We start from the raw sequence: 21,499 nt of genomic DNA, 5'->3' as shown, positions 1-21,499 counted from the left end.
GCTCAGCCCACCCACGACGGGTCGTCGAGCAGCTCCTGGAGCTCGTTCACCAGGCGCGCCGTGTGGAAGCCGTCGGCGGCGGCGTGGTGCACCTGCACGGCGAGCGGCAGGAGCACGCGGCCGTCCCGCTCGACGTACCGGCCCAGGGTGACGATCGGCGCGAGGTGGCTCCAGGCGTCCCGGATGTTCAGGGTGAACCCCGTGAACGACGCCCACGGCAGGCTCGACACGTCGAACGCGTTCGGCGGCGGCGCGCCCTGCGGGAAGAACTCCGCCGAGTCCCCGTGCTCGGCCAGCACCGCCGACGCGGCGTCGTGGAACGCGCCGAAGTCCGGGTCGTAGGGCGCCCAGACGCACGAGAACGTCTCCCGTTCCCCGTGGAACACCGTGAACGCCGGGTGCACCACCGGCCAGACGGCGGGCGCGCCGTCCTCGGTGAGGACCATGCGGAACTCGTCGTGCCGGTTCACGACCGTCGCCAGCGCCCACACCTGCGCCACGTACGTGCGGCGCGACGACGCGCGCAGCGCCGCCGCGAAGGCCGTCGCGTCCAGCTCCACCGTCATCGCGTACGTGCACGGCGACGCCCGGTAGTGCTCGAAGTGCTGCCGGCGCGGCCAGGTGCCCAGGTCGATCGGGGTGGGGGTCTCCATGCGCCCAGCGTCCCAGCGCGCGCCCGCCCGGCGCAGCGAATTTCGACTCCGTCGCTCCTCGCTACCCTCGGGTGGCGGCCGACCGGCCCGCGACGACCGAGGGACGGGGCGACGAATCCATGACGAGGGTGTACGCGGTCAGCGACGTGCACGGGTACCGCGACGTCCTGGTCCGGGCCCTGGCCGACGAAGGGCTCACGGACGCCGACGGCCGGTGGGCCGGCGCCGACGCCCGGCTCTGGTTCCTCGGGGACTACCTGGACCGCGGGCCGGACGGCGTGGGCGTGATCGACCTCGTCCGAGGTCTGGTCGAGGAGTCCGGCGGCGCGGTGCGGGCGCTCCTGGGCAACCACGAGGTGCTGGCCCTCGGGATGCGGCTGTTCGGCGCGACGCCGATCCCGCTCCCGGGCGAGCCCGGGCGGAGCTTCGCCCGGTCGTGGCGCCGCAACGGCGGCCTCCGCAGCGACCAGGAGCGGCTCACCGACGCCCGCGCCGACTGGCTGCGCACCCTGCCGATGGCGGCGCACGACGCCGGCGCCCTCCTCGTGCACTCCGACACCCTCGCCTACCTCGAGTGGGGCCGCACCCTCGACGACCTCGTCGCCGCCGGCCGGGACCGGCTGGCGAGCGACGACGTCGCGGTGTGGTGGGAGACGTGGCGGCTCCTCACCTCGCGCGGGGCCTTCCGCGGGGACGACGGCCCGGCGGCCGCCCGCGAGCTGCTGGAGCACCTCGGCGGCGACCGGGTGGTGCACGGGCACAGCATCGTCGCGGAGATGCTCGGCCGGCCGTACCCGGACGTCACCGAGCCGCTGTCCTACGCCGACGGCCGTGCGCTCGCCGTCGACGGCGGCATCTACGAGGGCGGGCCCTGCCTCGTCGCGCGGCTCGCCTGACCGGACGTCAGGCCGGGAGCTCGACCACGACCTTGCCCTTCGCCCGGCCCTGCTCCAGGTACGCGAACGCACGGGGGATGTCCGCGAACGGGAAGGTCCGGTCCAGGACGGGGCGCAGGTGCCCGTCGTCGACGAGGCCGGCCAGGACGGCGAGGTCCGCACCACTGGGATGCATGAAGAGGTAGCGGTAGCGCACCCCCGCGCGCCGGGCCCGCCGGCGGATCGCGGTGCTGGCCGCCCACAGCAGGGCGGTCTTCAGCGGCCCGGCACCCAGGTCGACGCGTGCCGTCGTCGCGTCCGGCAGGCCGGCCACCGAGACGACGGTCCGGCCGGGCCTGAGGATCGTGAAGGCGTCGGTGAGATCCTGCCCGCCGGTGAGGTCGAACGCCCCGTCGTAGTCGTGCAGGACGTCGGCGAACCGCTCCGTCCGGTAGTCGACGACCTGCTGCGCACCGAGCGAGCGGACCAGCTCGGCACCGCGGACGGACGCCGTCGTCGTCACCTCCGCCCCGAGCCAGCGGGCGACCTGGATCGCGAGGGTGCCGACGCCGCCCGCGCCGCCGGAGACGAAGACCCGGTCCCCGGGCGTGACGCGCAGCTCGTCGCGCAGCGCCTGCAGCGCGGTGAGCCCGGCCAGCGGCAGCGAGGCCGCCTCGACGAACCCGAGCGACGCGGGCATCGCGGCGACGAGGTCCTGGTGGACGGCGGCGTGCTCGGCGAACGCGCCGAGCCGCTGCTTGTCGACCCGGGCGAAGACGCGGTCGCCCACCGCGAAGCGCGTCACGCCGGGACCGACCGCCTCCACCTCGCCGGCGAGCTCGCTGCCCGCGACCAGCGGCAGGCGGAGCCGGGTGATCACCCGCAGCCCGCCGTCGCGCGTCTTGTAGTCGATGGGGTTGAGGCCCGCCGCCCGCACGCGGACCAGCACCTCGCCGGGTCCCGCGGCCGGGCGCGGCACCTCCCGCAGGTCCAGCACGCCCGGGTGGCCGTACCGCGTCAGCACGTATCCCTGCACCGTCGGTCCTTCCGTCGCCGTGACCCGATTCTCGCGTCACAGCGGCGCGGCGGCGAGCGTCTCGCCTCCCTGGGCGATCTCGACGCGCGCGATGCGGTCCAGCGGCACGGACGACGCCGCGCCGAGTCCGGTGGAGGCGGTCCCCGACCCGGTCCACGTCGCGGCGACGGTGCGCCCGCCGTCGTGGTCGACGAGGACGAGCGCGTAGGTCGGCACGTCCGCGGGGTCGTACCCGGAGCGCGGCGGGTACGTGCAGCTCCACTCCAGGCTCGTGCCCCAGGGGCGGGGCGTCGCGGTGAGCGAGGCGCGCACGTCGACCGCGCCCACCGGCTCGAGGTCCACGGCCGTGGACTGCGCGACGGGGGCGGGCGACGACGGCGCCGGCGCCTGCCCTTCCCCCGCGCCGCCGAGCGCCAGCCCCGCGCCGACGCCGCCCACCAGCAGCCCCGACGCGGCCACCGCGACCAGGGACCGCCGGCGCCGCCGCGAGCGCCGGGCCGCGCCGGCCAGGGCGGCGAGGGGCACGACGTCCGCCAGGTCGCCGTCGTCGTCCCCGCCGGCGCCCCCGCCCGCGGCCGTGTCCCGCGGGTCCGACGCGAGGGCGTGCCCCGCGGGCACGGACGCGAGCAGGCCGGGCACGCCGGCGAGCTCCGCGACCGCCGCGCGGCACGCGTCGCAGCCGGCCAGGTGCTCCTCGAACTCGCGCCGCTCGGCCGGGCTCAGCGCCCCCAGGACGTACGCGGCGTCCCACTCGCGGTACGGGTCGGTCGTCGCGGTCATGGCGTCACTCCCTTCTCCTGCAGCGCGAGCCGCAGGGCGCGCAGGGCGTAGTGCATGCGGGACTTCACGGTCCCGGCGGGGACGTCGAGCTCGTCGGACAGCTCGGCGACGGACCGCCCGCGGTAGTAGGCACCCACGACGACGGCGCGGTGCTCCGCCGACAGGTCGGCGAGCGCGTCGGCGACCAGCCAGGCGTCCAGGACGGCCTGGGTCCGGTCGGGCTCGGGCTGCTCGGGCAGACGCCCCGTGGCGCGCTCGCGGGAGTGCCGGGCGCTGCGGAGCTCGTCGACCACGAGGTGGCGCGCCACCGTGAACAGCCAGGCGCGCACGGACTCCTCCGGGCGCTCCAGCACCTCGGGGTGGCGCCACAGCCGCAGCAGCGACTCCTGCACCACGTCCTGCGCGTCGGTGTCGTCCGGCACCAGCCGCGCGACGAACCGTCGCAGGTCGGGGGCGTGCGCGGCGTGGATGGCCTCGAGGAGCTCCTCGTCGGCGCGGGAGCGCGGCCTCACGACGAACGCTCCAGCCGCACGGAGAACTCGACGGCGCCGTGGTCGTCCACGGAGACGAACCCGAGCGACGGCGGGGTGACGTCGTAGTCGGCGAAGGACACCGGGACGCTGCCCACCACCTGCACGCCGTCGCCGTCGGCCGCGACCTGCGCCGGGACCTCGACGTCCCGGGTGACGCCGTGCACGGTCAGCCGGCCGGCGAGGTCCACCTCGGTGGTGCCCGCGGTCAGCCGCACCGGGTCGGTGACCGTGAAGTCCGCCGTCGGGAACGTGCCCACCTCCATCACGCTGCCACGGAAGTAGGCGTCTCGTGGGGGCTCGTCGGTGTGGATGCTCGCGACGTCGACCTCGACCTTCCCTGACGTCAGCGTCCCGTGCTCGACGACGAGCCGCCCGGTCACCTGGTCCGTGCGACCGGTGACGGTGGCGTCCTGCCCCCGCAGCACCTCGTGCACGCGGTAGCCGGCCACCGACCCGGTGCCCACCTGCCACGTGCCGTCGAGGGACGCCGGGTCGGCGAGCGGCGCGTCCGTCGCCGCCAGCGCGGGCACCTCGGCCGCCGCCCGGTTGACGTGGTCGGCGTACAGCCCCGGGCCGACGAGCACGACGGCGCCGCCGAGCACGACCAGCCCCGCGCCGACCCCGACCAGTACCTTCGTCCGCCTGCGCACGACCGGCCCCTTCCGCCGTGCCGCGCCTGCCACGCGGCCTCCACCCCTCACGACGAGGCAGGCGCCGTCGAGGTTCAGCCGGATCGGGGAGGCGCCTCGGATGAACCTCGCGCGCCGCGGCCTCGTCGTCCCCCATGAGTGCACGAGCCGTGCACCGGCGGCGTGACCCGACGAAGGAGACACCATGCGCACCACGAGCAGACGACTCGCGGCCCTGGCCGCGACGGCGGCGCTCGCCGGCGCCCTGGCCGCGTGCAGCGGCGGGGGCGGCGGCTACGGCGGCGGGGCGAGCACCCCGGCCGGCAGCTCGACGACGTCCGGCGGGGACGCCTCGTCGGGCGGCGGGATGCTGACCACGGCCGAGACGAGCCTCGGCACGGTCGTCGTCGACGGCCAGGGCATGACCGTCTACTACTACACCCCCGACAAGCCGGGGTCGGGCGAGAGCGCGTGCACGGGCGAGTGCCTGGCCGCGTGGCCACCGGTGCACGCCGGCAGCGGCACGCCGGAGGTGCAGGGCGTGACGGCGACGGTCGGCACGATCACCGGCAACGACGGGAAGCCGCAGGTGACGCTCGACGACCGCCCCGTCTACCTGTACGCGGGTGACGGCGCGCCTGGGGACGTCGCCGGCCAGGGCGTTCAGGACATCTGGTGGGTGGTGGCCCCGGACGGCTCCGAGGTCACGACCATGCCGTCCGGCTCCGGCGGTGGCTACTGACCGCGGTCGCGCTGCGGCTCGCGAGGCGAGTCACGGCCCGGCGTGCCGCACGAGGATCGCGGCGGCGTCGGTGCCGCGCGGCAGGACGCCGTAGCCGTGGCCGCGCCCGGCGCCCAGCCGGGCCGCGACGAACGCGTCGGCCGACCCGGTCGGCGCGTGCCGCACCATGAGCGACGCCTGCAGCCCGACGGCGAGGGCCTCGACGACGCGGCGCGCGGAGGCCTGCTGCTCGGCGGGGTCCGCGCCGGCGAGCCCGGCCAGCAGCGCGCGCGTGGCGGCGAGGTGCGCGTCGAGGTCCCGGTGGGCGCCGGCGGCGAGCGCGAGCTCGGCGTCCACAGCCGCCAGCGATTCCGGCTCCCGCGTCATGGCGCGCAGCACGTCGAGCGCGACGACGTTGCCCGAGCCCTCCCAGATCGCCATGACGGGCTGCTCGCGGTAGCGCCGGGCCAGCGGGAATGCCTCGGTGTACCCGTTGCCGCCGAGGCACTCCATCGCCTCGTAGGCATGCTGCGGGCCGCGCTTGCACACCCAGTACTTCGCGACGGCGGTGGCCAGGCGGCGGAACGCCCGCTCGCCCTCGTCGTCGCTGTCGTCGTGCCCGCCGTCGTACGCCGCCGCGAGCCGCATCGAGGTGAGCGTCGCGGCCTCCGACTCGAGCGCGAGGTCGGCGAGCACGGCCGTCATCGCCGGCTGGTCGACGAGGCGCGCGCCGAACGCCGTCCGGTGCCGCGCGTGCCACAGCGCCTCGGCGACGCCCTGGCGCATCCCGGCCGCGCTGCCGTGCACGCAGTCCAGGCGGGTGCGCTGCACCATCTCGATGATGGTGCGCACGCCGCGGCCGGGCTCGCCCACCAGGTGCCCGACCGTGCCGTCGAGCTCGACCTCGCCCGACGCGTTGGACCGGTTGCCGAGCTTGTCCTTGAGCCGCTGGATGCGGAACTCGTTGCGCGTGCCGTCCTCGAGGACGCGCGGCACGAGGTAGCAGGACTGACCGCCCGGCGCCTGGGCGAGCACGAGGAACGCGTCCGACATGGGGGCCGAGCAGAACCACTTGTGGCCGGTGAGCACGTGCGTGCCGTCGCCGGCCGGCACCGCGCGGGTCGTATTGGCCCGCACGTCGCTGCCGCCCTGCTTCTCGGTCATCGCCATGCCCACGAGGGCGCCCGGCTTGGACCCGGGCGCGGCCAGCGCGCCGTCGTACCCGGTGGCGAGGAGGCGCGGCTCCCAGAGCGCCGCCAGGTCGGGCGCGTGGCGCAGGCTGGGCACGGCCGCGTGCGTCATCGACACCGGGCAGGCGTGGCCGGGCTCCACCTGGCCGAACAGGGAGAAGAGGGCGCCGCGCACGACGTTCGCCCCCGGCCGTGGGTCGGCCCACGCGCTCGTGTGCGCGCCGCGCGCGACGGCCGCGGAGATCACCTCGTGGTACGCGGGGTGGTACTCGACCTCGTCGACGCGCCGGCCGCGGCGGTCGTGCGTGCGCAGCACGGGCTCGTGGACGTTCGCGAGCTCCGCGGCCCGCTGGAACCCCGCGCTCCCGACGTGCGCGCCCGCCTCGACGAGCCGCTCCTCGCCCCAGCCGCCGCCGAAGGCGTGCACGGCGGCGCGCAGCACCGGGAAGTCGAGGTACTCGTTGACGTCGACCCGCTCCGGCGGCTGGTTGGTGACCTCGTGCGTGCGGCGCCCGCCCGCGTGCACGTCCTCGTCGACGGTCACGGCGGCTCCTTCCTCAGGTCGTCAGGAGGCGTACGCGCCCTGCCACACGGTGTCGAACGGCGTGCGGGCCTCGACGCGCGCCTCGATGCCCTGCGTCACCATGTCCTTCGCGACGCGGACGGCGTCCGGCACGTCGGCGCCCTTCGCGAGCTCCGCGGTGATGGCCGCGGCGAACGTGCACCCCGCGCCGGAGACCCGCTCCTCGCCCACCTTGGGCGTGGCGAAGACGGTGACCTCGTCGCCGTCGAACAGGACGTCGACGGCGTCCGGCCCGGGCAGCTCGACGCCGCCCTTCGCGACGACGTACCGGCGGCCGTGGCCGTCGCCCAGCCGGGCGTGGATGCGGCGCGCCGCCTCGGTCAGCTCCTCGACCGAGGTGATGTCGTCCATGCCGGCGAGCGTCTTGGCCTCGAACAGGTTCGGCGTCACGACCGTGGCCAGCGGCAGCACGCGCTCGCGCAGCGCGGTGTCGGTGTCCAGGGCGGCGCCGGGCTCCTGCCCCTTGCAGATCAGCACCGGGTCGAGGACGACGTGCCGCCACGGCTGCGTCTCGAGCGAGCGGGCGACGACGTCGATCGTGGCGGGGGTGCCGAGCATCCCGATCTTCACGACGTCCAGGGCGTGGGTCGAGGTCGCGGCCTCGAACTGGTCGGCGATGACCTGCGGGTCGACGGGCACGAACCGGTGGCCCCAGTCGTGCTTCGGGTCGAACGAGACGATGCAGGTCAGCGTCCCCACCCCGTAGGTGCCGAGCTGCTGGAAGGTCTTGAGGTCGGCCTGGATGCCGGCCCCTCCGGTGGCCTCGGAACCGGCGATGACGTACGCGAGCGGCGGCGTGGTACTCATGGTGGGCCAGCCTACGACCGTTGCCTGGCCACGACCGAGACCCATCGGTGGAAGACTGGCCCGGAGGGGAAGGCAGGTGACAGACCGGTGGACGCGTCGAACCTGCTGGGCCTGCTCGCCGACACGCTGGCGAGGCTGGACGCCGACATGCCGCTGGCGTCGCGGCTCTGCCGGGCGTGCGTGGAGATCTTCGGGGCGCAGAGCGGCGCGCTCACGCTGTCGCCGTCCCCCGAGGAGCGGCTGGTCGTGAGCACCTCGGACGGGATGTCGGCGAGGATCGAGGACCTGCAGGAGGTGCTCGGCGAGGGGCCCGGGCAGCTGGCCCTCGAGCAGGACCGCCTGGTCGTGACGCGGGTGGACGGCACCACCGCCGGCACGTTCCCCATGTTCTCGCAGATGGTCCGCTCCATCGGCGGCCCCGTGACGGCGTACGCCGTGCCGATGCGGGTCCGCGGCCTGGTGGTGGGCGTGCTGAGCCTGTACACGACCGACGGGCGCCTCTCGCACGACCTGGTGGACGTCCAGTTCCTCGCCGACGCGGTCGGGACGTCGCTCCTGGACGACGTCGAACCGCTCGACTGGTCGGTCCAGGCCCGCGCCCACCAGGCTGCGGGCATGGTGACGGCCCAGCTGCGGATCCCGCCCGCCGACGCCCTCGCGGTGCTCCGGGCGCACGCCTTCGCCCGCTCGTCGACGTTGCAGGACGTCGTCGACGACGTCCTGGCCCACCGGCTCGACTTCGCGCACGACGACGCCTCGGACGACGAGACCGAGAGAACGGAGGAGCCATGACGCTGCACACGCCTGCCGAAGCGCTCGCCGACGCGGCCGCCGAGCTCCTCAAGGAGCACGACGCCGCCGACCTCCTGCTGCGGCTGACCCAGGACGCCGCCCGCTTCACCGGGGGCGACGCCGCCGGGCTCCTCGTGCGGACGGACGGCGGGCCGCTCGAGCTGCTCGCCGCGACCTCCCACCAGGCCATGCACCTGGAGCTCTTCCAGGCGCAGCGCGACGAGGGCCCGTGCGTCGACGTGGTCCGCAAGGGCGTGGGCGTCGTGGCGACCGGCCGCGACGAGATCCTCGCCCGGTGGCCCGTCGTCGGCCCCGCGATCGTCGACGCCGGCTTCTCGGCGGTGCACGCCTTCCCACTCGAGTGGCAGGGCGGGGTGCTGGGCGGCCTCAACATCTTCGGGCACGACGGCGCGGCGCTCGACGACGACTCCTCCCGCACGGCCCAGGCGCTGGCCGACATGGTCACCCTCGTCATCGTGCAGCCGGAGCACCTGCAGGCCGACGAGCTGGACCGCCGGGTGACGCGGGCGCTGGGCGGGCGCGTCGTCGTCGAGCAGGCCAAGGGCGCGCTCGCCTACCAGCTGGGCATCGACCCGGCCGACGCCTACGACGTGCTCCTGGAGCGTTCCGTGCGGCGGGGGCTCACCCTCACCCAGGCCGCGCGGGAGGTGCTGCGGGAGGCGCAGCGGCGCTGACGTCGTCCGCGTCGGACGGGGTCCGTAGGGTGGGCCCATGAGCGTGAAGATCGGGGCCCACGTCGACCTGTCCGACGCCGTCGCGCAGGCGAAGGAGATCGGGGCGGACGTGGTGCAGGTGTTCCTGTCCGACCCGCAGGCGTGGAAGGTGCCGCCGCTCGACGACTCCGTCCACCCCGGGGGCACCGAGGCCTTCCGCGAGGAGACGGCGGCCGCGGGCATCGACGTGTTCGTGCACGCGCCGTACGTGATCAACGTGGCCTCGACCAACAACCGGATCCGCATCCCCAGCCGCAAGCTGCTGCAGCAGATCATGACCGGCGCGGAGGCGATCGGAGCCCGGGGCGTGGTCGTGCACGGCGGGCACGTCACGGCCAAGGACGACCCCGACGTCGGCTTCGACAACTGGCGCAAGGCCATCGACGCGCTCGAGACGGACGTGCCGGTGCTCATCGAGAACACCGCGGGCGGCGACTTCTCCATGGCGCGCCGCCTGGACCGGCTGGAGCTGCTGTGGGCGGCGGTGATGCGGGCGAACGGGGCCGAGAACGTCGGCATCACCCTCGACACCTGCCACGCGTGGGCCGGCGGCATCGACCTCGCGACCGCCGTCCGCGACATCCGCGCGATCACCGGTCGCATCGACCTCGTGCACGCCAACGACTCCCGCGACACCGCCGGGTCGGGCGCCGACCGGCACGCGCACTTCGGCGACGGGAACATCCCGCCCGAGCTGCTCGTGGGCGTCGTCGCCGAGGCGGGCGCCCCCGTCGTCTGCGAGACCCACGGCGACATGGGCCCGGACATCGCCTGGCTGCGGGAGCGGCTGGCCGTCTGAGCCTGTCGAATTCCAGCCGCCCGGTGATTGAGCCTGTCGAAATCCAAGACTGGGTTTCGACAGGCTCAACCAGCGGCGGTCCGGGTTTCGACAGGCTCAACCAGCGGCGAGTCCCGCGTCGTGCACGGCGATGGCCGCCTGCACGCGGTTGGCGGCGTCCAGCTTGGTGAGGATGCGCGACACGTGCGTCTTCACGGTGGGGACGCTCATGTAGAGCTCCGCGGCGATGTCGGCGTTGGACAGGCCGCGCGCGACGGCGAGGGCGACGTCGCGCTCGCGGTCGGTCAGGGTCTCGAGCCGCGCGGCGGCGGCCCGGCGACCGTCGGGCGCGGAGCGGTCGGTGACCTGGGCGATGAGCTGCTCCGCCACACGCGGCGACAGGGTCGGCTCGCCGGACGCGGCGGCGCGGACCGCGGCGACCAGGCGGTCGGGCGGCGTGTCCTTGAGCAGGAACCCGGCGGCGCCGGCGCGGAGGGCCTCGACGATCATGTCGTCCGTGTCGAACGTGGTGAGCACGATGACGCGCGCGGCGGGCACGGACCGGAGCCGGCGCGTCGCCTCGATGCCGTCCAGGCGGGGCATGCGGATGTCCATGAGCACGACGTCTGGCCGCTCGCGCGCCACGACGTCGAGCGCCTCGATGCCGTCCGACGCCGTCGCGACGACCTCCAGGTCCGCGTCGCCGCCCAGGATGAGGCTCAGCCCGGACCGCACCAGCGGGTCGTCGTCGACCAGCACCACCCGCGTCTTCTCGCTCACGCCGTCCCCCTCATGCCGCCCACCTCATGCCGCCCATCTCATGCCGCCCACGGTAGCCACGCCTCCAGCCGGAACGCGGCACCGCGGTCCTCCGCGACCGTCCCGTACGTCAGGCGGCCGCCCACCAGCTCCGCCCGCTCCGTGAGCCCCACCAGCCCCAGGCCGGACGGCGGCGCGGCGGGGGCCTCGGGCACCGGCCCGACGCTCCGCACCGGGTTGCTCACCACGATCGTCAGCCCGTCGCCCGGGGCGCCCGCCACCGACACGGCCACCGGCGCCCACGGGGCGTGCTTGCGCGCGTTCGTCAGCCCCTCCTGCACGATGCGGTACGCGTGCCTGCTCACCGCCTCGCCGAGGCCGCCGGTCCGCTCCGCCAGGTCGTCGACCGGCCCGTCGACACGCACGTCGGCCCCGTTCGCACGGGCCTCGGCGAACAGCCCGGCGAGGTCGGCCAGCGAGGGCTGCGGCGGTTCCGGCGGCGCGTCCCCGGCGAGCGGGTCGCGCAGCACGCCCAGCACCTCCCGCAGCTCGGCCAGCGCGGCGTGCGCGTTGTCCCGGACCACGCCCGCGGTCTCCGCGACCTTCTCCGGCGGCAGGTCCGTGCGGTAGGCCAGCGCCCCCGCGTGCATCGCGACCAGCGAGATGCGGTGCGCCAGCACGTCGTGCATCTCCCGCGCGATGCGCGTGCGCTCCGCCGTCTGCGCCTGCGCCACGCGGCTCGCCTGCTCCCGCTCCGCGGTCTCCGCCCGCTCCCGCAGCGACGCCAGGTGCTCGCGGCGCAGCCCGATGTACGCGCCGATCCAGACGAACAGGGCGTACATCCCCACCCCGGCGGCGAGGTCCACCCAGGCGTCGTACGGCTCCGGCGTGATGTAGGGGTGCAGCTCCGCGTACGCGCGCCCGGCGACCACGAACACCACCCCCGCGGCCGCGATCCTCCACCACCGCCGCCCGGTGGCCAGGGAGATCACCGCGATCGTCTCGGCGCCCACCGCCAGCGTGGACACCGACGACGCAGCGCACAGCACCAGGGCGATCGTCAGCGGTGCCTTGCGTCGCAGCAGCAGCAGGCCCAGCGCGACCACGCCGACGAGGAAGTCCAGCGCCACCTCTCCGTCGGTCATGGCCCGCTCGCCGGTGTCCACCTCCCAGGCGACGAGGACCATCACCGTCAGGCCGGCCAGGAGCGCCACCAGCACGCGCCACGTCTCGCCCCACGCCCGGCGGGCTCGGGACGGACGGGCGGGGGCGGTCGGCACGACGTCGAGCCTAGGCAGCGGCGGGCCGCCGGGCATCCGCCGACGGTCTGCCCGACATCCTCCGGAAGGAGGACACGAACCATCCCCTCGCCGGACGCGGCGCCCGCCTGCGCCCGGGCAGGGTGGAGCCATGATCACCGTGGAGCACCTGACCAAGAGATACGGGCCGGCCGTGGCCGTGGACGACGTGTCGTTCACCGTCGAGCCCGGTCACGTGACGGGCTTCCTCGGCCCCAACGGCGCCGGCAAGTCCACGACGATGCGCATGATCTGCGGCCTCACCCCCGCGACGTCGGGCTCCGCCCGCGTGCTGGGCAAGCCGTTCACCGCGCTCGCCAACCCCGGCCGGCGCGTGGGCGTGCTGCTCGACGCGGCCGCCCAGCACTCCGGCCGCACCGGGCGCGAGGTCCTCACCCTCGCCGCCCTGATGACCGGCGTCGACCGCCGCCGCATCGACAGCACCCTCGACCTGGTGGGCCTCACCGACCGCGAGTCCGCCCGCCGCGTCGGCCAGTACTCGCTCGGCATGCGCCAGCGGCTCGGCATCGCGTCGGCCCTGCTCGGCGACCCCGAGGTGCTGATCCTCGACGAGCCGGCCAACGGCCTCGACCCGGCCGGCATCCGCTGGATGCGGGATCTCCTGGACGATTTCGCCTCCCGGGGCGGCACCGTGCTGCTCTCGTCGCACCTGCTGCGCGAGATGGAGGCGGTCGCCGACCGGATCGTCGTCATCGGCCGCGGCCGCGTCGTCGCCGAGGGGCACAAGGACGACCTGCTGCGGCAGGCCGGCGCGTTCGTGCGCTCCACCGACGACGCCGCGCTCGCCCGCGCCCTGCGCCAGGGCGGCGCCGGCGTGGAGGAGCTCGCCACCGGCGGGCTGTCCGTCGAGGCCGAGCCCATCGACGTCGGTCGCGCCGCCGCCGCGGCGGGCGTGGTGCTCGCCGAGCTGCGTGCCGCCGACTCCCGCGGCCTGGAGGACCTCTTCCTCGAGCTCACCGCCGACGACGCCCGCGAGCAGCCCGGCGCCCAGACCCGCATGGAGGTGTCCGCATGACCACCGCATCGTCGGTCGAGCCTGTCGAGACCAGGACCCGCCGCCCCCGTGCCACCCCCGACGTCCGGCCGCTCACCTTCGCGACCCTCACCCTCGTCGAGTGGCGCAAGCAGCTCGACACCCGCGCCGGCCGGTGGATGCTCGCCGTGATCGCGATCATCACCGCGGCGGTGCTCGCCGTGATGATGGCCGTGAGCGGCGGCAACCACTCGTTCAGCGCGTTCGTCGTGGGCACGACGACGCCCATGGCGATGCTGCTGCCCATCGTCGGCGTGCTCGCGGCCACCTCCGAGTGGTCCCAGCGCACCGCGCTGGTGACGTTCACGCTGGAGCCCCGCCGCACCCGCGTCGGGCTCGCCAAGGTGGTCGCGGCGATCGGCTCCGGCCTCGCACTCCTCGTGCTCACGATCGGGCTCGCCGCCCTCGCCCACCTGCTCGTCGTGGCCTTCCGCGACGCCGACCCGGCGTGGGACGTCAGCGTGCGCGCGGTGCTCTACCTGGCGCTGTCGGTCGTGCTCTTCATGGCGCAGGGCGTCGGCTTCGGCCTGCTCCTGCGCAGCACGCCTGCCGCGATCGTGACCCTGCTGCTGGCGCCGACGCTCTTCGGCCTGCTCGGCGGGCTCGTGCCGGGCATGGCCGACGTGCTGCCGTGGGTGGACCTCGGCACCGCGGGCGAGCCGCTGCTCTTCGGCAGCGCGCTCGACGGCGAGGGCTGGGCCCAGCTCGGCACCGCCACGCTCATCTGGGTGGTCGCGCCGCTGGTCGGCGGCCTGTGGCGGACGGCGCGCAGCGAGATCTCGTCGTCCTGACCACCCTCGCTGGTTGAGCCTGTCGAAACCCGTCGCCCCGCTGGTTGAGCCTGTCGAAACCTGGTGACTGGATTTCGACAGGCTCAATCAACGGCGCCATCGAGGTGCCCGCGCATCTCGACGGCGATCTGGTCGGCGTCGAGCTGGTCCAGGGCCCTGCTCAGCAGGTCCGAGTCGTACGTCCCCACGGCTCGGGCCTCGAGCAGGGCCTTGCGCTGCGCGGCGATGGTCGCGAGGCGCAGCTCGAAGAACTGCGCCGACAGCTCCTCGGGGGTGGCCTCCTCCTCGTCCTGGTCGGCCTGCTCGCGCACGACGACGGTCCGCACGCGCTCCACCACGTACGGCGCGTACGGGGTGCCGTCCTTGCGGCGCAGCCCCGGGTCGTCGAGCACGTCGCGGGCGGTGCCGTCGACGATCTCGCGCAGCCCCTGCGTGCCCTCGTCGAACCGCGAGGACGTCACCCCGGACAGCCCGAGCCGGCGCACCACCCACGGCAGCGTGCCGCCCTGCACCAGCAGGGTGCCGGCGGCGACGCCGAACGCGATGAGGATGAGCAGGGACCGCTGCGGGAAGCCCTGGGGCAGGGTCTGTGCCGCCGCGAGCGTCACGACGCCCCGCATCCCCGCCCACACGATGACGACGCCCTCCTTGGGCCCGAGCGGGGCGGCGAGCAGGTAGTCGACGTCGGCGATGCGGCGCGTGAACCGCCGCCGGAACTCCGCGATCCGGTCCACCCGCCGCTGCCGCATCCGCTCCCGCTGGTCGTCGGACAGCCGCCCGGACGCCGCGCGCCGCTTCGCCGCCTCGGCCTCGACCCGGCGCTGCACCCGCCGCACCTGGCGGCGTGGGTTCCCGGCCTCCCACACCCGCTGGTCGCCCTGGCTCCACACGGCCGAGAGGGCCTTCGCCGCCTCCGGGGTGATGATGCCGTTCGGGTCGGTGAACTGGTCGAGCTTGGCGGAGACGCGCTGCTCCATGCGGTCGAGCGTCTCGCGCACCTGCTCCGCGCGCCGCCGTCGGGCCGCGAGGTAGCGCAGCAGCGGCAGCACGAACATCGCCCGCAGCGCGACGACCCCCACCGCCGCGAGCGCGGCGACGCCGACCGCCGTCCACAGCGACCCGTGCGCCTTCTGCACGTCCTGGACGAGCCCGAACACCTCGAGCCCCATGGCGAGGAACAGCCCGCCCTCGAGCAGGGTCTCGATGGTGCGCCAGTTCATCCGCTCGGCCACGCGGTCCTGCGGGCTGAGGTGCCGGGCGGACAGCGTGCTGGTGACGAGGCCGGCCGCCACGGCCGCGACGATGCCGGACGCGTCCAGCTCCTCGGCGGGCAGGTAGGCCGCGAACGGCACGACGAACGACACGGCGGTGGACAGCGCGGCGTGCCGCAGGTGCTCGCGGATCCACAGGCCGAGCCGGCCGACGATCAGGCCGATGACGACGGCGATGAGCACGGCCTTGACGAAGCTGCCGACCACGCCCCACACGCTGACGCTCGTGGCCACCGCCGCGATGGCGGAGCGCAGCAGCACCAGCGACGTGGCGTCGTTGAGCAGACCCTCGCCCTCGAGCATCACGACCACCCGCTGCGGCGCCCCGAGCTTCTTGATGATCGAGGTCGCGACGGCGTCGGTCGGGCTGACGATGGCGCCGAGCGCGATGCCGGCGGCGAGGTTGATGCCGGGGATGACCCAGGAGAAGACGAGGCCGAGCAGCACGGCCGAGATGACGACGAGCAGGACGGCCATGCCGCCGATCGCCGTGAAGTCGCGGCGGAAGTCCATCGACGGGAACGACGCCGCCGACGCGTAGAGCAGCGCGGGCAGCACGCCGACGAGGATGACCTCGGGGTTGATCGGGATCGCCGGGACGATCGGCAGGAAGCTCACGGCGACGCCGATGACGACCAGGACCAGCGGGGCGGCGACCCCGGCCCGGGGCGCCAGCGCGGTGACGGCGATGACGACGACCGCCGCCAGCACCGCGAAGAGAAGGACTTCCATGCCGAACAACGTAGGCGCCCGCTCGCGCGATCTCCTGGGCCCGTCACCGAACCGTCGTCAGAGTGACCCAGGTCACATCTGACCGGGGTTGCCTAACGATATATCGAGACTTATCTTTGATGTGTCGCCGCTCGAGGTCGAGGCGCCGCCGGCGCTCCCCGGGCGACACCGACCAAGCACCCGAACCCCGTGAGGACACCTCCTATGCGTACCCCCCGAGACACCTCGTTCGACCCCCGCACCTTCGACCCCCGGTCCTTCGACCGGCACCCCTTCGACCGGCAGCCCGGCCCCCGCGGCGACCGCCGCCGGCGAGGCGACTTCCCCGGCCCCGAGGGCTTCGGCCCCGGGTTCGGCCCCGGCCCGGGCTTCGGCCCCGGCTTCGGCCCGCGCGGCCACCGGGGCGGCGGACGCCGCGCCGGCCGCGGCGAGATCCGCGCCGCCCTGCTCCTGCTGCTCGCCGAGCAGCCCATGCACGGCTACCAGGTGATCACCGAGCTGGCGGAGCGCACCGACGGCCGCTGGCGCCCCAGCCCTGGCGCCGTCTACCCGGCCATCTCCCAGCTCCAGGACGAGGGCCTCGTCACCGTGGCCGAGGACGGCGGACGCCGCCTCGCGTCGCTCACGGACACCGGCCGCACGTACGTCGAGGAGCACCGCGACGAGCTCGGCACCCCGTGGCAGAAGGTGGCCGAGGACCCGCGGCGTCAGGGCCACGAGCTGCACCACGCGATGCGCGCCCTCGGGGGCGCCGTCGAGCAGGTCGCGCGCGCCGGCACCCGGGCGCAGGCCGAGGCCGCGGCCGCGGTGCTCGACAAGGCGCGGCGCGAGATCTACCTCGTGCTCGCCGACGACACGACCGCCACCGACGACGTGACCGACGCCCCGTCAGCCGAGGCCGACGATCTCGGTCGGTGACCACCGCACGAGCCGGCCGGCGACCGCGAGCTGGACCCCCCAGCCGTCGCCGCCGAGCTCGACCTGCCACAGCTGACGACCCGAGGCGGCGTCGAGCGCTACCCAGTGCACGACGTCGCCTCGGGCGTAGTCCGGCACCACGAACGCGGCCAGCCGCCCGTCGGTGAACGCCGCGTCCACGAACCGCGGCCCGTACGCGCCCATCGCGTCCAGGCCGTCCACGAGGTCGGGCCGCGTCCACAGCACCTCGCCCGTGCCGAGGTCCAGCCCGTAGACGCGGCGCCCCTCGTCCACGACCACCGCCACCTGCGCGGTGCGCACCAGGACTGCCGTGCTGCGCACGTCCGTGCGCCACAGGTCGTCCCCGTCGTCGGACGTCCCCACGGTCACGGCGCCGCGCCGCTCGAGGTGCACGCCGTCCCCTCCGCCGTCCGTGCTCAGGGGCACGAGATAGCGTCCGCGCACCTCGCGGACCTCGGAGCCGTCGTCCCGCAGCAGCCGGTCGGCGTGCGCGGGCTCGTCGACGCCCAGGTCGGCCGCCTCCGTGCGGGCGACGTAGCCCCCGCCCGTGAGCGGCTCCACGGCGAACCCCTCGAAGGTCCCGGGGTCCCCCGGCCGGTCCAGGCGGACGCCGTCCGGCGTGTACCAGGCGTCGATGCCGCACCCGCCCAGCCACAGCACGCGGTCGGTGACCACGGTCTGCACGCCGCCGCGCAGGTCCACCCCCGACGTCGTGCCGTCGTCCGACCAGCGCACGCACAGCGACGGGTCCACCGTGCCGTCGAACCGCACCGTGTCCTGCCACCGCCGGTCGCCCGTCACCGCGTCCTCGACGCGGACCCGCACGTCGTACCCGTCCGGGATGGCGCCCGCGTCCGCGACGCCCGACACGACGTCGTCCGCCACCCTCGGGTCCACGGGCGACGCCTCGCCCACCCACGCCACGGACACGAGGGAGCCGTCCGCGCCCGGGAAGAGGTCCGCGGGCGAGCCCGCCACCTCCCGGGTGCCCTCCACCGTGCCGTCGGCGGCCACGACGGTCACCGTGCTGCGCCGCACCGTGCCGCCGTCGCCCGTGGGCCTCGCCGTCACGCACACGATGCGGTCCGCGGCCTCGGGCTGGAGGCCGCCCGACCACACCTGCATCCCCGGCCCGCAGGAGCTCGACGGCGCCGGCAGCCGCACCGTCCAGCGTCGCTCGCCGGTCTCGACGTCCAGCCCCAGCAGCGCGTCCTGGTGCTGCGCCACCACCAGCCCGCCGGTCACCGCCATGAGGCCGCCCGGCGCGCTGCCCTCCGCGGCGACGCGCCACTCCTCGCGCGGCTCGGCGCTGAGGTCCAGCACCCCGCCGGGGGCGGACCGCAGCGCGGCGGTGCGGCTGCGGTCGCCGACCGTGTCGACCACCACCGCGGTGAGCGCCGCCGCGACGACCACCACCGCGGCCACCAGCCGGCGGCCGCGCAGGGCGTCGCGCACGCGGTCCCGCGCGCGCCGCCACGTGAGCACGCCCTCGTCGTCCGGCCGGGCGCCGTCGTCACCGCCCTCGTCGTCGACGTCGTCGACCGGGTCCAGGTCGATGAGGAGCGGGCCGTGGGTGCCGGCGCGTCGCGTCGCCCGCACGACCGGCGCGGCAGCGCGTCCCTCGTCGCCGTCCGGCTCGTCGCCGTCGGGCTCGAGGTCGAACGTGTAGGCGTCCGAGCGGGCGCCGCGTCGCCGGGCCACCTCTCGAACCTAAGCCTGGCCCCCGCACCCGGCGACCCGTGCGCGGGGCCGCCGGTCAGATCACCCGGCGCCGCTCGAGGGAGCGGGCCACCGCCAGCTCCAGCAGCGCCGTGCGGGCGCGGCGGCGGCGGTCGTCGGGGTCCACCGTCATGCGGTCGCCGGGGTTCGCCCGGCGCTCGGGCGGGCGCGTTCCGGCGCCGGTGTGCGGCGACGGCAGGATCGGCCGGGTGGTGGTGGCGGGCATCGTGGCCGGGGTCGGGACTGGCATCGTGCGCCTCCTTCGCGCGGCCCGGGCGGCCGCTCGTCCCCATGCTGCGCGGCGCGGGTTTCCCCGGTGTTGCCCCGGCGTCACGACCGTGTCAGAGGAAGACGGCGGTGCGCGGCCCGAGCGGGCGCACGAGCACCCGCCAGCTGACGGCCTGCGCCACGAGCACGGCGACGAACGCGCCCAGCACCGGCCACGTCAGGCCGTGCAGCACCACGGCGGGGGCGGCGAGGGCGAGCGTCGCGGGCCCGACGACGGCCGCCGTCGCCGCCACCGGCACGACGGCGAGCAGCGGGCCGGCCGCCCGCACGACGCCCGTGCGGTGCACGCCGCGGTCGAAGTCGAACCGGGCCGCGAGCGCCACGCCGGCCACCGCGACCAGCAGCACGGCCGCCACCAGCGCCGACGCCGTGCCGAGGGCCGCGACCGCGAGGGCGCCCAGTGCCGCGAGGCCGGCCAGCGCCGCCGCCGGCACGAGGGCGCGGCGCACCCGGCGGCGCGCCTGGCTCGCCACCGCCCGCGGCGCCCGGGCCGCGACGACGAGCCCGCCGTGCACCCGCGCCGCCGCGACGGCGAGCCCCGCCGTGAGCACCGGCAGCCCGAGCGCGAGCGCCCGCGCCGCGCCGGAGCCGCCGTCGGCCTGCGCCCCGACCACCGACAGGTGGACCCACGCGACCCCGGCCAGCGCGCCGAACGCCGCCGGGAGCGCGAGGCTCGCGGCCTGCCCGGCGACGTCCCACCCCCGGCGCCAGCGCGGCGACGGCAGGCGGCTGCGCAGCCACAGCGCGGCGTCGCGCACCACCCAGGCCACGAGCAGCGCCACCACGACCGGGTACCCCGCCGCCCACAGGGTCGCCTCGACGTGCCCGAAGGCCGCGAGCAGCACGCCCGTCGCGGCGACGAGCCACACCTCCCCCAGCAGCAGGAACGGCGCGACCGTGGCCAGCACGGTGCGACGGAGGGCGTCGTCGCGGCCGCCGAGCGCGCGCACGAGCGGCACGCCGCCCTGCACGGCGCCGTCGAGCACGACCCAGCCGGCGAGCAGCGCGGCGAGCAGCAGGCCCCAGCCGAGGGCGTTCATCGGGTGCCTCCGAACGTCAGGAGCTCGTCGCCCTCGTCGCTGGTTGAGCCTGTCGAAACCGAGCCTGTCGACACCGAGCCTGTCGAGTCGCCGTCGCGCAGCACGTCGGCGGGCGGGGCGCCGAGGGCGAGGCGGGTTGTGCCGCGGCGGGCGAGCCTTGCCATCACGGACCAGTCGACGACGGCGAGGGTGACCATCACGCCGACGAGGACGACGAGGGACGTGATCACCGCGGCCGCGGACGCGCCGGACACGGCGTCCTCGGTGCGCAGCACGCCGGCGATCGCCCAGGGCTGGCGGCCGAGCTCGCGGGCGGCCCAGCCGAGCAGCGCCGTGAGGAACGGCACCGGCAGCAGCACCGTGAGCGTGCCGTACAGGCCGGCGCGCAGCGGCCGCCACAGGCGGAACAGCACGTTGCCGGGCAGCAGGAGCAGCAGCACGCACCCGACGACGAACGCCAGGCCCGCGACGCCCTGCATCACCGCGTAGGCGATGCCCACGACCGGCGGCTCGCCGCCCGGCGCGTGCTGGAGGTACGCGAACTGCGCGTACCCGAAGGCGGTCGCGACGAACGCGCCGACCGTGCCGGCCACGAGGCCGGTGCGCATCGAGCGCCGCCAGACGTCGTTCTCGGCCGACATGACGGCGCCCGGGAGGCCCGCCGCGACCACGCCGGGCAGCCGCGACGGCGCCCGGCGCAGGTGCCACGCGCTGACCCCCACCAGCCCGAACGCGCCCGCCATGAGGCACGCGCCCACCACGTGCAGCGCGGACAGCAGCGCCGCGGGGTTGGCGATCACGGCCGCCGCGTCGGTCACCCGGGCCACGCCGTCCACCATCTCGACCCCCACCGGGTTCCGCAGGAAGCCGTTCGCCACCATCACGGTGAACGCCGAGAGGTAGCCGGTGACCACCACCGCCCAGAACGCCGCGGTGTGCGCCCAGCGCGGCAGCACGTGCCACCCGAACACCCACAGCCCGAGGAACGTGGACTCCAGGAAGAAGGCCGCCATCGTCTCGATCACGAGCGGGGCGCCGAGCACGCCGCCGGCGACGTCGAGCAGGCCCGGGAAGTGCAGCCCGAGCTGGAGCTCCAGGACGATGCCGGCGGCGATGCCCAGCGCGTAGTTGACGAGGTAGAGCTGCCCCCAGAAGCGGGTGGCGGTCTCGAGCGTCGCCGCCCGGCCGGCGTCACGGGCGGCCGCCCACCGCGTCTGCAGGATCGCCACGACGGGCCCGAGCCCCAGCGTCACGAGGACGAAGAGGAAGTGGGTCCCCGCGAGCAGCGCGAACTGCAGGCGGGCGGCGTCGACGGCGGTCATGGGGCTGACGCTAGGGCTCCGGAACCCCGCGATCCCACGGTTTTCGGGACCTTCGGGGGACAACCCTGAGCGAATTCGGGGGACTCCCCTACCCCCCCTCCGGTGATTGAGCTTGTCGAAATCCAGGAACCGGGTTTCGACAGGCTCAACCAGCGGCGGGGACAGGTGTCGACAG

At 75.5% G+C, this 21,499-nt stretch carries 22 protein-coding genes; 8 read left to right on the top strand and 14 right to left on the bottom strand.

Annotated features, from left to right (window positions below; translation table 11 throughout):
- Nucleotides 1-2: 2 nt before the first annotated feature.
- Nucleotides 3-653 (bottom strand): type A chloramphenicol O-acetyltransferase, encoded by a 651-nt coding sequence (gene catA, locus AAG589_RS20400; protein ID WP_430569126.1) that lies wholly within the window; start codon nt 651-653, stop codon nt 3-5.
- A 119-nt stretch (nt 654-772) separates the two neighbouring features.
- Here catA and AAG589_RS20395 point away from each other — a divergent pair, with 119 nt between their 5' ends.
- Nucleotides 773-1,549: a metallophosphoesterase family protein gene (locus AAG589_RS20395; protein WP_430569125.1), complete on the top strand. Its 777-nt coding sequence runs from the start codon at nt 773-775 to the stop codon at nt 1,547-1,549.
- Nucleotides 1,550-1,556: 7 nt separating this feature from the next.
- Here AAG589_RS20395 and AAG589_RS20390 read toward each other — a convergent pair whose 3' ends face one another.
- From AAG589_RS20390 to AAG589_RS20375, 4 genes are read right to left on the bottom strand one after another with little or no spacing between them, the layout of a single operon-like run.
- Entirely contained in the window at nt 1,557-2,564 is a 1,008-nt protein-coding gene (locus AAG589_RS20390; protein WP_430569124.1) for an NADP-dependent oxidoreductase, read from the bottom strand.
- 36 nt (nt 2,565-2,600) lie between these two features.
- The gene (locus tag AAG589_RS20385) at nt 2,601-3,344 is read right to left on the bottom strand and encodes an anti-sigma factor family protein (protein WP_430569123.1); all 744 of its coding nucleotides are present in this window, start codon (nt 3,342-3,344) and stop codon (nt 2,601-2,603) included.
- Nucleotides 3,341-3,856: a sigma-70 family RNA polymerase sigma factor gene (locus tag AAG589_RS20380; protein ID WP_430569122.1), complete on the bottom strand. Its 516-nt coding sequence runs from the start codon at nt 3,854-3,856 to the stop codon at nt 3,341-3,343. The genes AAG589_RS20385 and AAG589_RS20380 overlap by 4 nt, the downstream gene beginning before the upstream one ends.
- A complete protein-coding gene (locus tag AAG589_RS20375; protein ID WP_430569121.1) occupies nt 3,853-4,527 on the bottom strand; it encodes a YceI family protein in 675 nt (224 codons plus the stop codon). Before AAG589_RS20375 ends, AAG589_RS20380 begins: the two co-directional genes overlap by 4 nt.
- Nucleotides 4,528-4,711: 184 nt before the next feature.
- Between AAG589_RS20375 and AAG589_RS20370 the strand changes: the two genes are divergently transcribed.
- Entirely contained in the window at nt 4,712-5,248 is a 537-nt protein-coding gene (locus AAG589_RS20370; RefSeq protein ID WP_430569120.1) for a COG4315 family predicted lipoprotein, read from the top strand.
- Nucleotides 5,249-5,278: 30 nt separating this feature from the next.
- Here the strand turns inward: AAG589_RS20370 and AAG589_RS20365 are convergent, their stop codons facing one another.
- Nucleotides 5,279-6,961 (bottom strand): acyl-CoA dehydrogenase family protein, encoded by a 1,683-nt coding sequence (locus AAG589_RS20365; protein ID WP_430569119.1) that lies wholly within the window; start codon nt 6,959-6,961, stop codon nt 5,279-5,281.
- Nucleotides 6,962-6,982: 21 nt separating this feature from the next.
- Complete coding sequence (locus AAG589_RS20360) at nt 6,983-7,807, bottom strand: hydroxymethylpyrimidine/phosphomethylpyrimidine kinase (RefSeq protein ID WP_430569118.1); 825 nt, start codon at nt 7,805-7,807, stop codon at nt 6,983-6,985.
- 87 nt (nt 7,808-7,894) lie between these two features.
- Here AAG589_RS20360 and AAG589_RS20355 point away from each other — a divergent pair, with 87 nt between their 5' ends.
- The 3 genes from AAG589_RS20355 to AAG589_RS20345 are packed head-to-tail and all read left to right on the top strand — an operon-like array spanning nt 7,895 to nt 10,132.
- The gene (locus AAG589_RS20355; protein WP_430569117.1) at nt 7,895-8,599 is read left to right on the top strand and encodes a GAF and ANTAR domain-containing protein; all 705 of its coding nucleotides are present in this window, start codon (nt 7,895-7,897) and stop codon (nt 8,597-8,599) included.
- Nucleotides 8,596-9,294 (top strand): GAF and ANTAR domain-containing protein, encoded by a 699-nt coding sequence (locus AAG589_RS20350; protein ID WP_430569116.1) that lies wholly within the window; start codon nt 8,596-8,598, stop codon nt 9,292-9,294. Before AAG589_RS20355 ends, AAG589_RS20350 begins: the two co-directional genes overlap by 4 nt.
- 37 nt (nt 9,295-9,331) lie before the next feature.
- A complete protein-coding gene (locus AAG589_RS20345; RefSeq protein ID WP_430569115.1) occupies nt 9,332-10,132 on the top strand; it encodes a deoxyribonuclease IV in 801 nt (266 codons plus the stop codon).
- A 96-nt stretch (nt 10,133-10,228) separates the two neighbouring features.
- Here AAG589_RS20345 and AAG589_RS20340 read toward each other — a convergent pair whose 3' ends face one another.
- Nucleotides 10,229-10,891, bottom strand: coding sequence for a response regulator transcription factor (locus AAG589_RS20340; RefSeq protein ID WP_430569114.1), 663 nt, complete (start codon nt 10,889-10,891; stop codon nt 10,229-10,231).
- Nucleotides 10,892-10,929: 38 nt separating this feature from the next.
- Nucleotides 10,930-12,150, bottom strand: a complete 1,221-nt coding sequence (locus AAG589_RS20335) for a sensor histidine kinase (protein ID WP_430569113.1) — start codon at nt 12,148-12,150, stop codon at nt 10,930-10,932.
- A gap of 130 nt (nt 12,151-12,280) precedes the next feature.
- Between AAG589_RS20335 and AAG589_RS20330 the strand changes: the two genes are divergently transcribed.
- Both AAG589_RS20330 and AAG589_RS20325 read left to right on the top strand, forming a co-directional pair.
- Complete coding sequence (locus AAG589_RS20330; protein WP_430569112.1) at nt 12,281-13,204, top strand: ABC transporter ATP-binding protein; 924 nt, start codon at nt 12,281-12,283, stop codon at nt 13,202-13,204.
- Complete coding sequence (locus AAG589_RS20325; RefSeq protein WP_430569111.1) at nt 13,201-14,013, top strand: ABC transporter permease; 813 nt, start codon at nt 13,201-13,203, stop codon at nt 14,011-14,013. The genes AAG589_RS20330 and AAG589_RS20325 overlap by 4 nt, the downstream gene beginning before the upstream one ends.
- A gap of 83 nt (nt 14,014-14,096) precedes the next feature.
- Here the strand turns inward: AAG589_RS20325 and AAG589_RS20320 are convergent, their stop codons facing one another.
- Nucleotides 14,097-16,016 (bottom strand): cation:proton antiporter, encoded by a 1,920-nt coding sequence (locus tag AAG589_RS20320; RefSeq protein ID WP_430569110.1) that lies wholly within the window; start codon nt 16,014-16,016, stop codon nt 14,097-14,099.
- A 204-nt stretch (nt 16,017-16,220) separates the two neighbouring features.
- Between AAG589_RS20320 and AAG589_RS20315 the strand changes: the two genes are divergently transcribed.
- On the top strand, nt 16,221-16,934 hold the full coding sequence (locus tag AAG589_RS20315; protein ID WP_430569109.1) for a PadR family transcriptional regulator: 714 nt from the start codon (nt 16,221-16,223) through the stop codon (nt 16,932-16,934).
- On the opposite strand, the gene AAG589_RS20310 is transcribed toward AAG589_RS20315, so the two are convergent.
- The 4 genes from AAG589_RS20310 to AAG589_RS20295 form a co-directional block, all read right to left on the bottom strand.
- Nucleotides 16,905-18,656: an outer membrane protein assembly factor BamB family protein gene (locus AAG589_RS20310; protein WP_430569108.1), complete on the bottom strand. Its 1,752-nt coding sequence runs from the start codon at nt 18,654-18,656 to the stop codon at nt 16,905-16,907. The genes AAG589_RS20315 and AAG589_RS20310 overlap by 30 nt on opposite strands.
- Before the next feature lie 55 nt (nt 18,657-18,711).
- A complete protein-coding gene (locus tag AAG589_RS20305) occupies nt 18,712-18,924 on the bottom strand; it encodes a hypothetical protein (RefSeq protein ID WP_430569107.1) in 213 nt (70 codons plus the stop codon).
- A gap of 91 nt (nt 18,925-19,015) precedes the next feature.
- Nucleotides 19,016-20,002: a cytochrome d ubiquinol oxidase subunit II gene (locus AAG589_RS20300; RefSeq protein WP_430569106.1), complete on the bottom strand. Its 987-nt coding sequence runs from the start codon at nt 20,000-20,002 to the stop codon at nt 19,016-19,018.
- Entirely contained in the window at nt 19,999-21,324 is a 1,326-nt protein-coding gene (locus tag AAG589_RS20295) for a cytochrome ubiquinol oxidase subunit I (RefSeq protein WP_430569105.1), read from the bottom strand. Before AAG589_RS20295 ends, AAG589_RS20300 begins: the two co-directional genes overlap by 4 nt.
- Nucleotides 21,325-21,499 lie beyond the last annotated feature (175 nt).

Source organism: Isoptericola sp. F-RaC21, assembly GCF_038593535.1.
Taxonomy (GTDB): Bacteria; Actinomycetota; Actinomycetes; order Actinomycetales; family Cellulomonadaceae; genus Isoptericola.
This window is presented reverse-complemented; position numbering and strand designations above follow the sequence as displayed.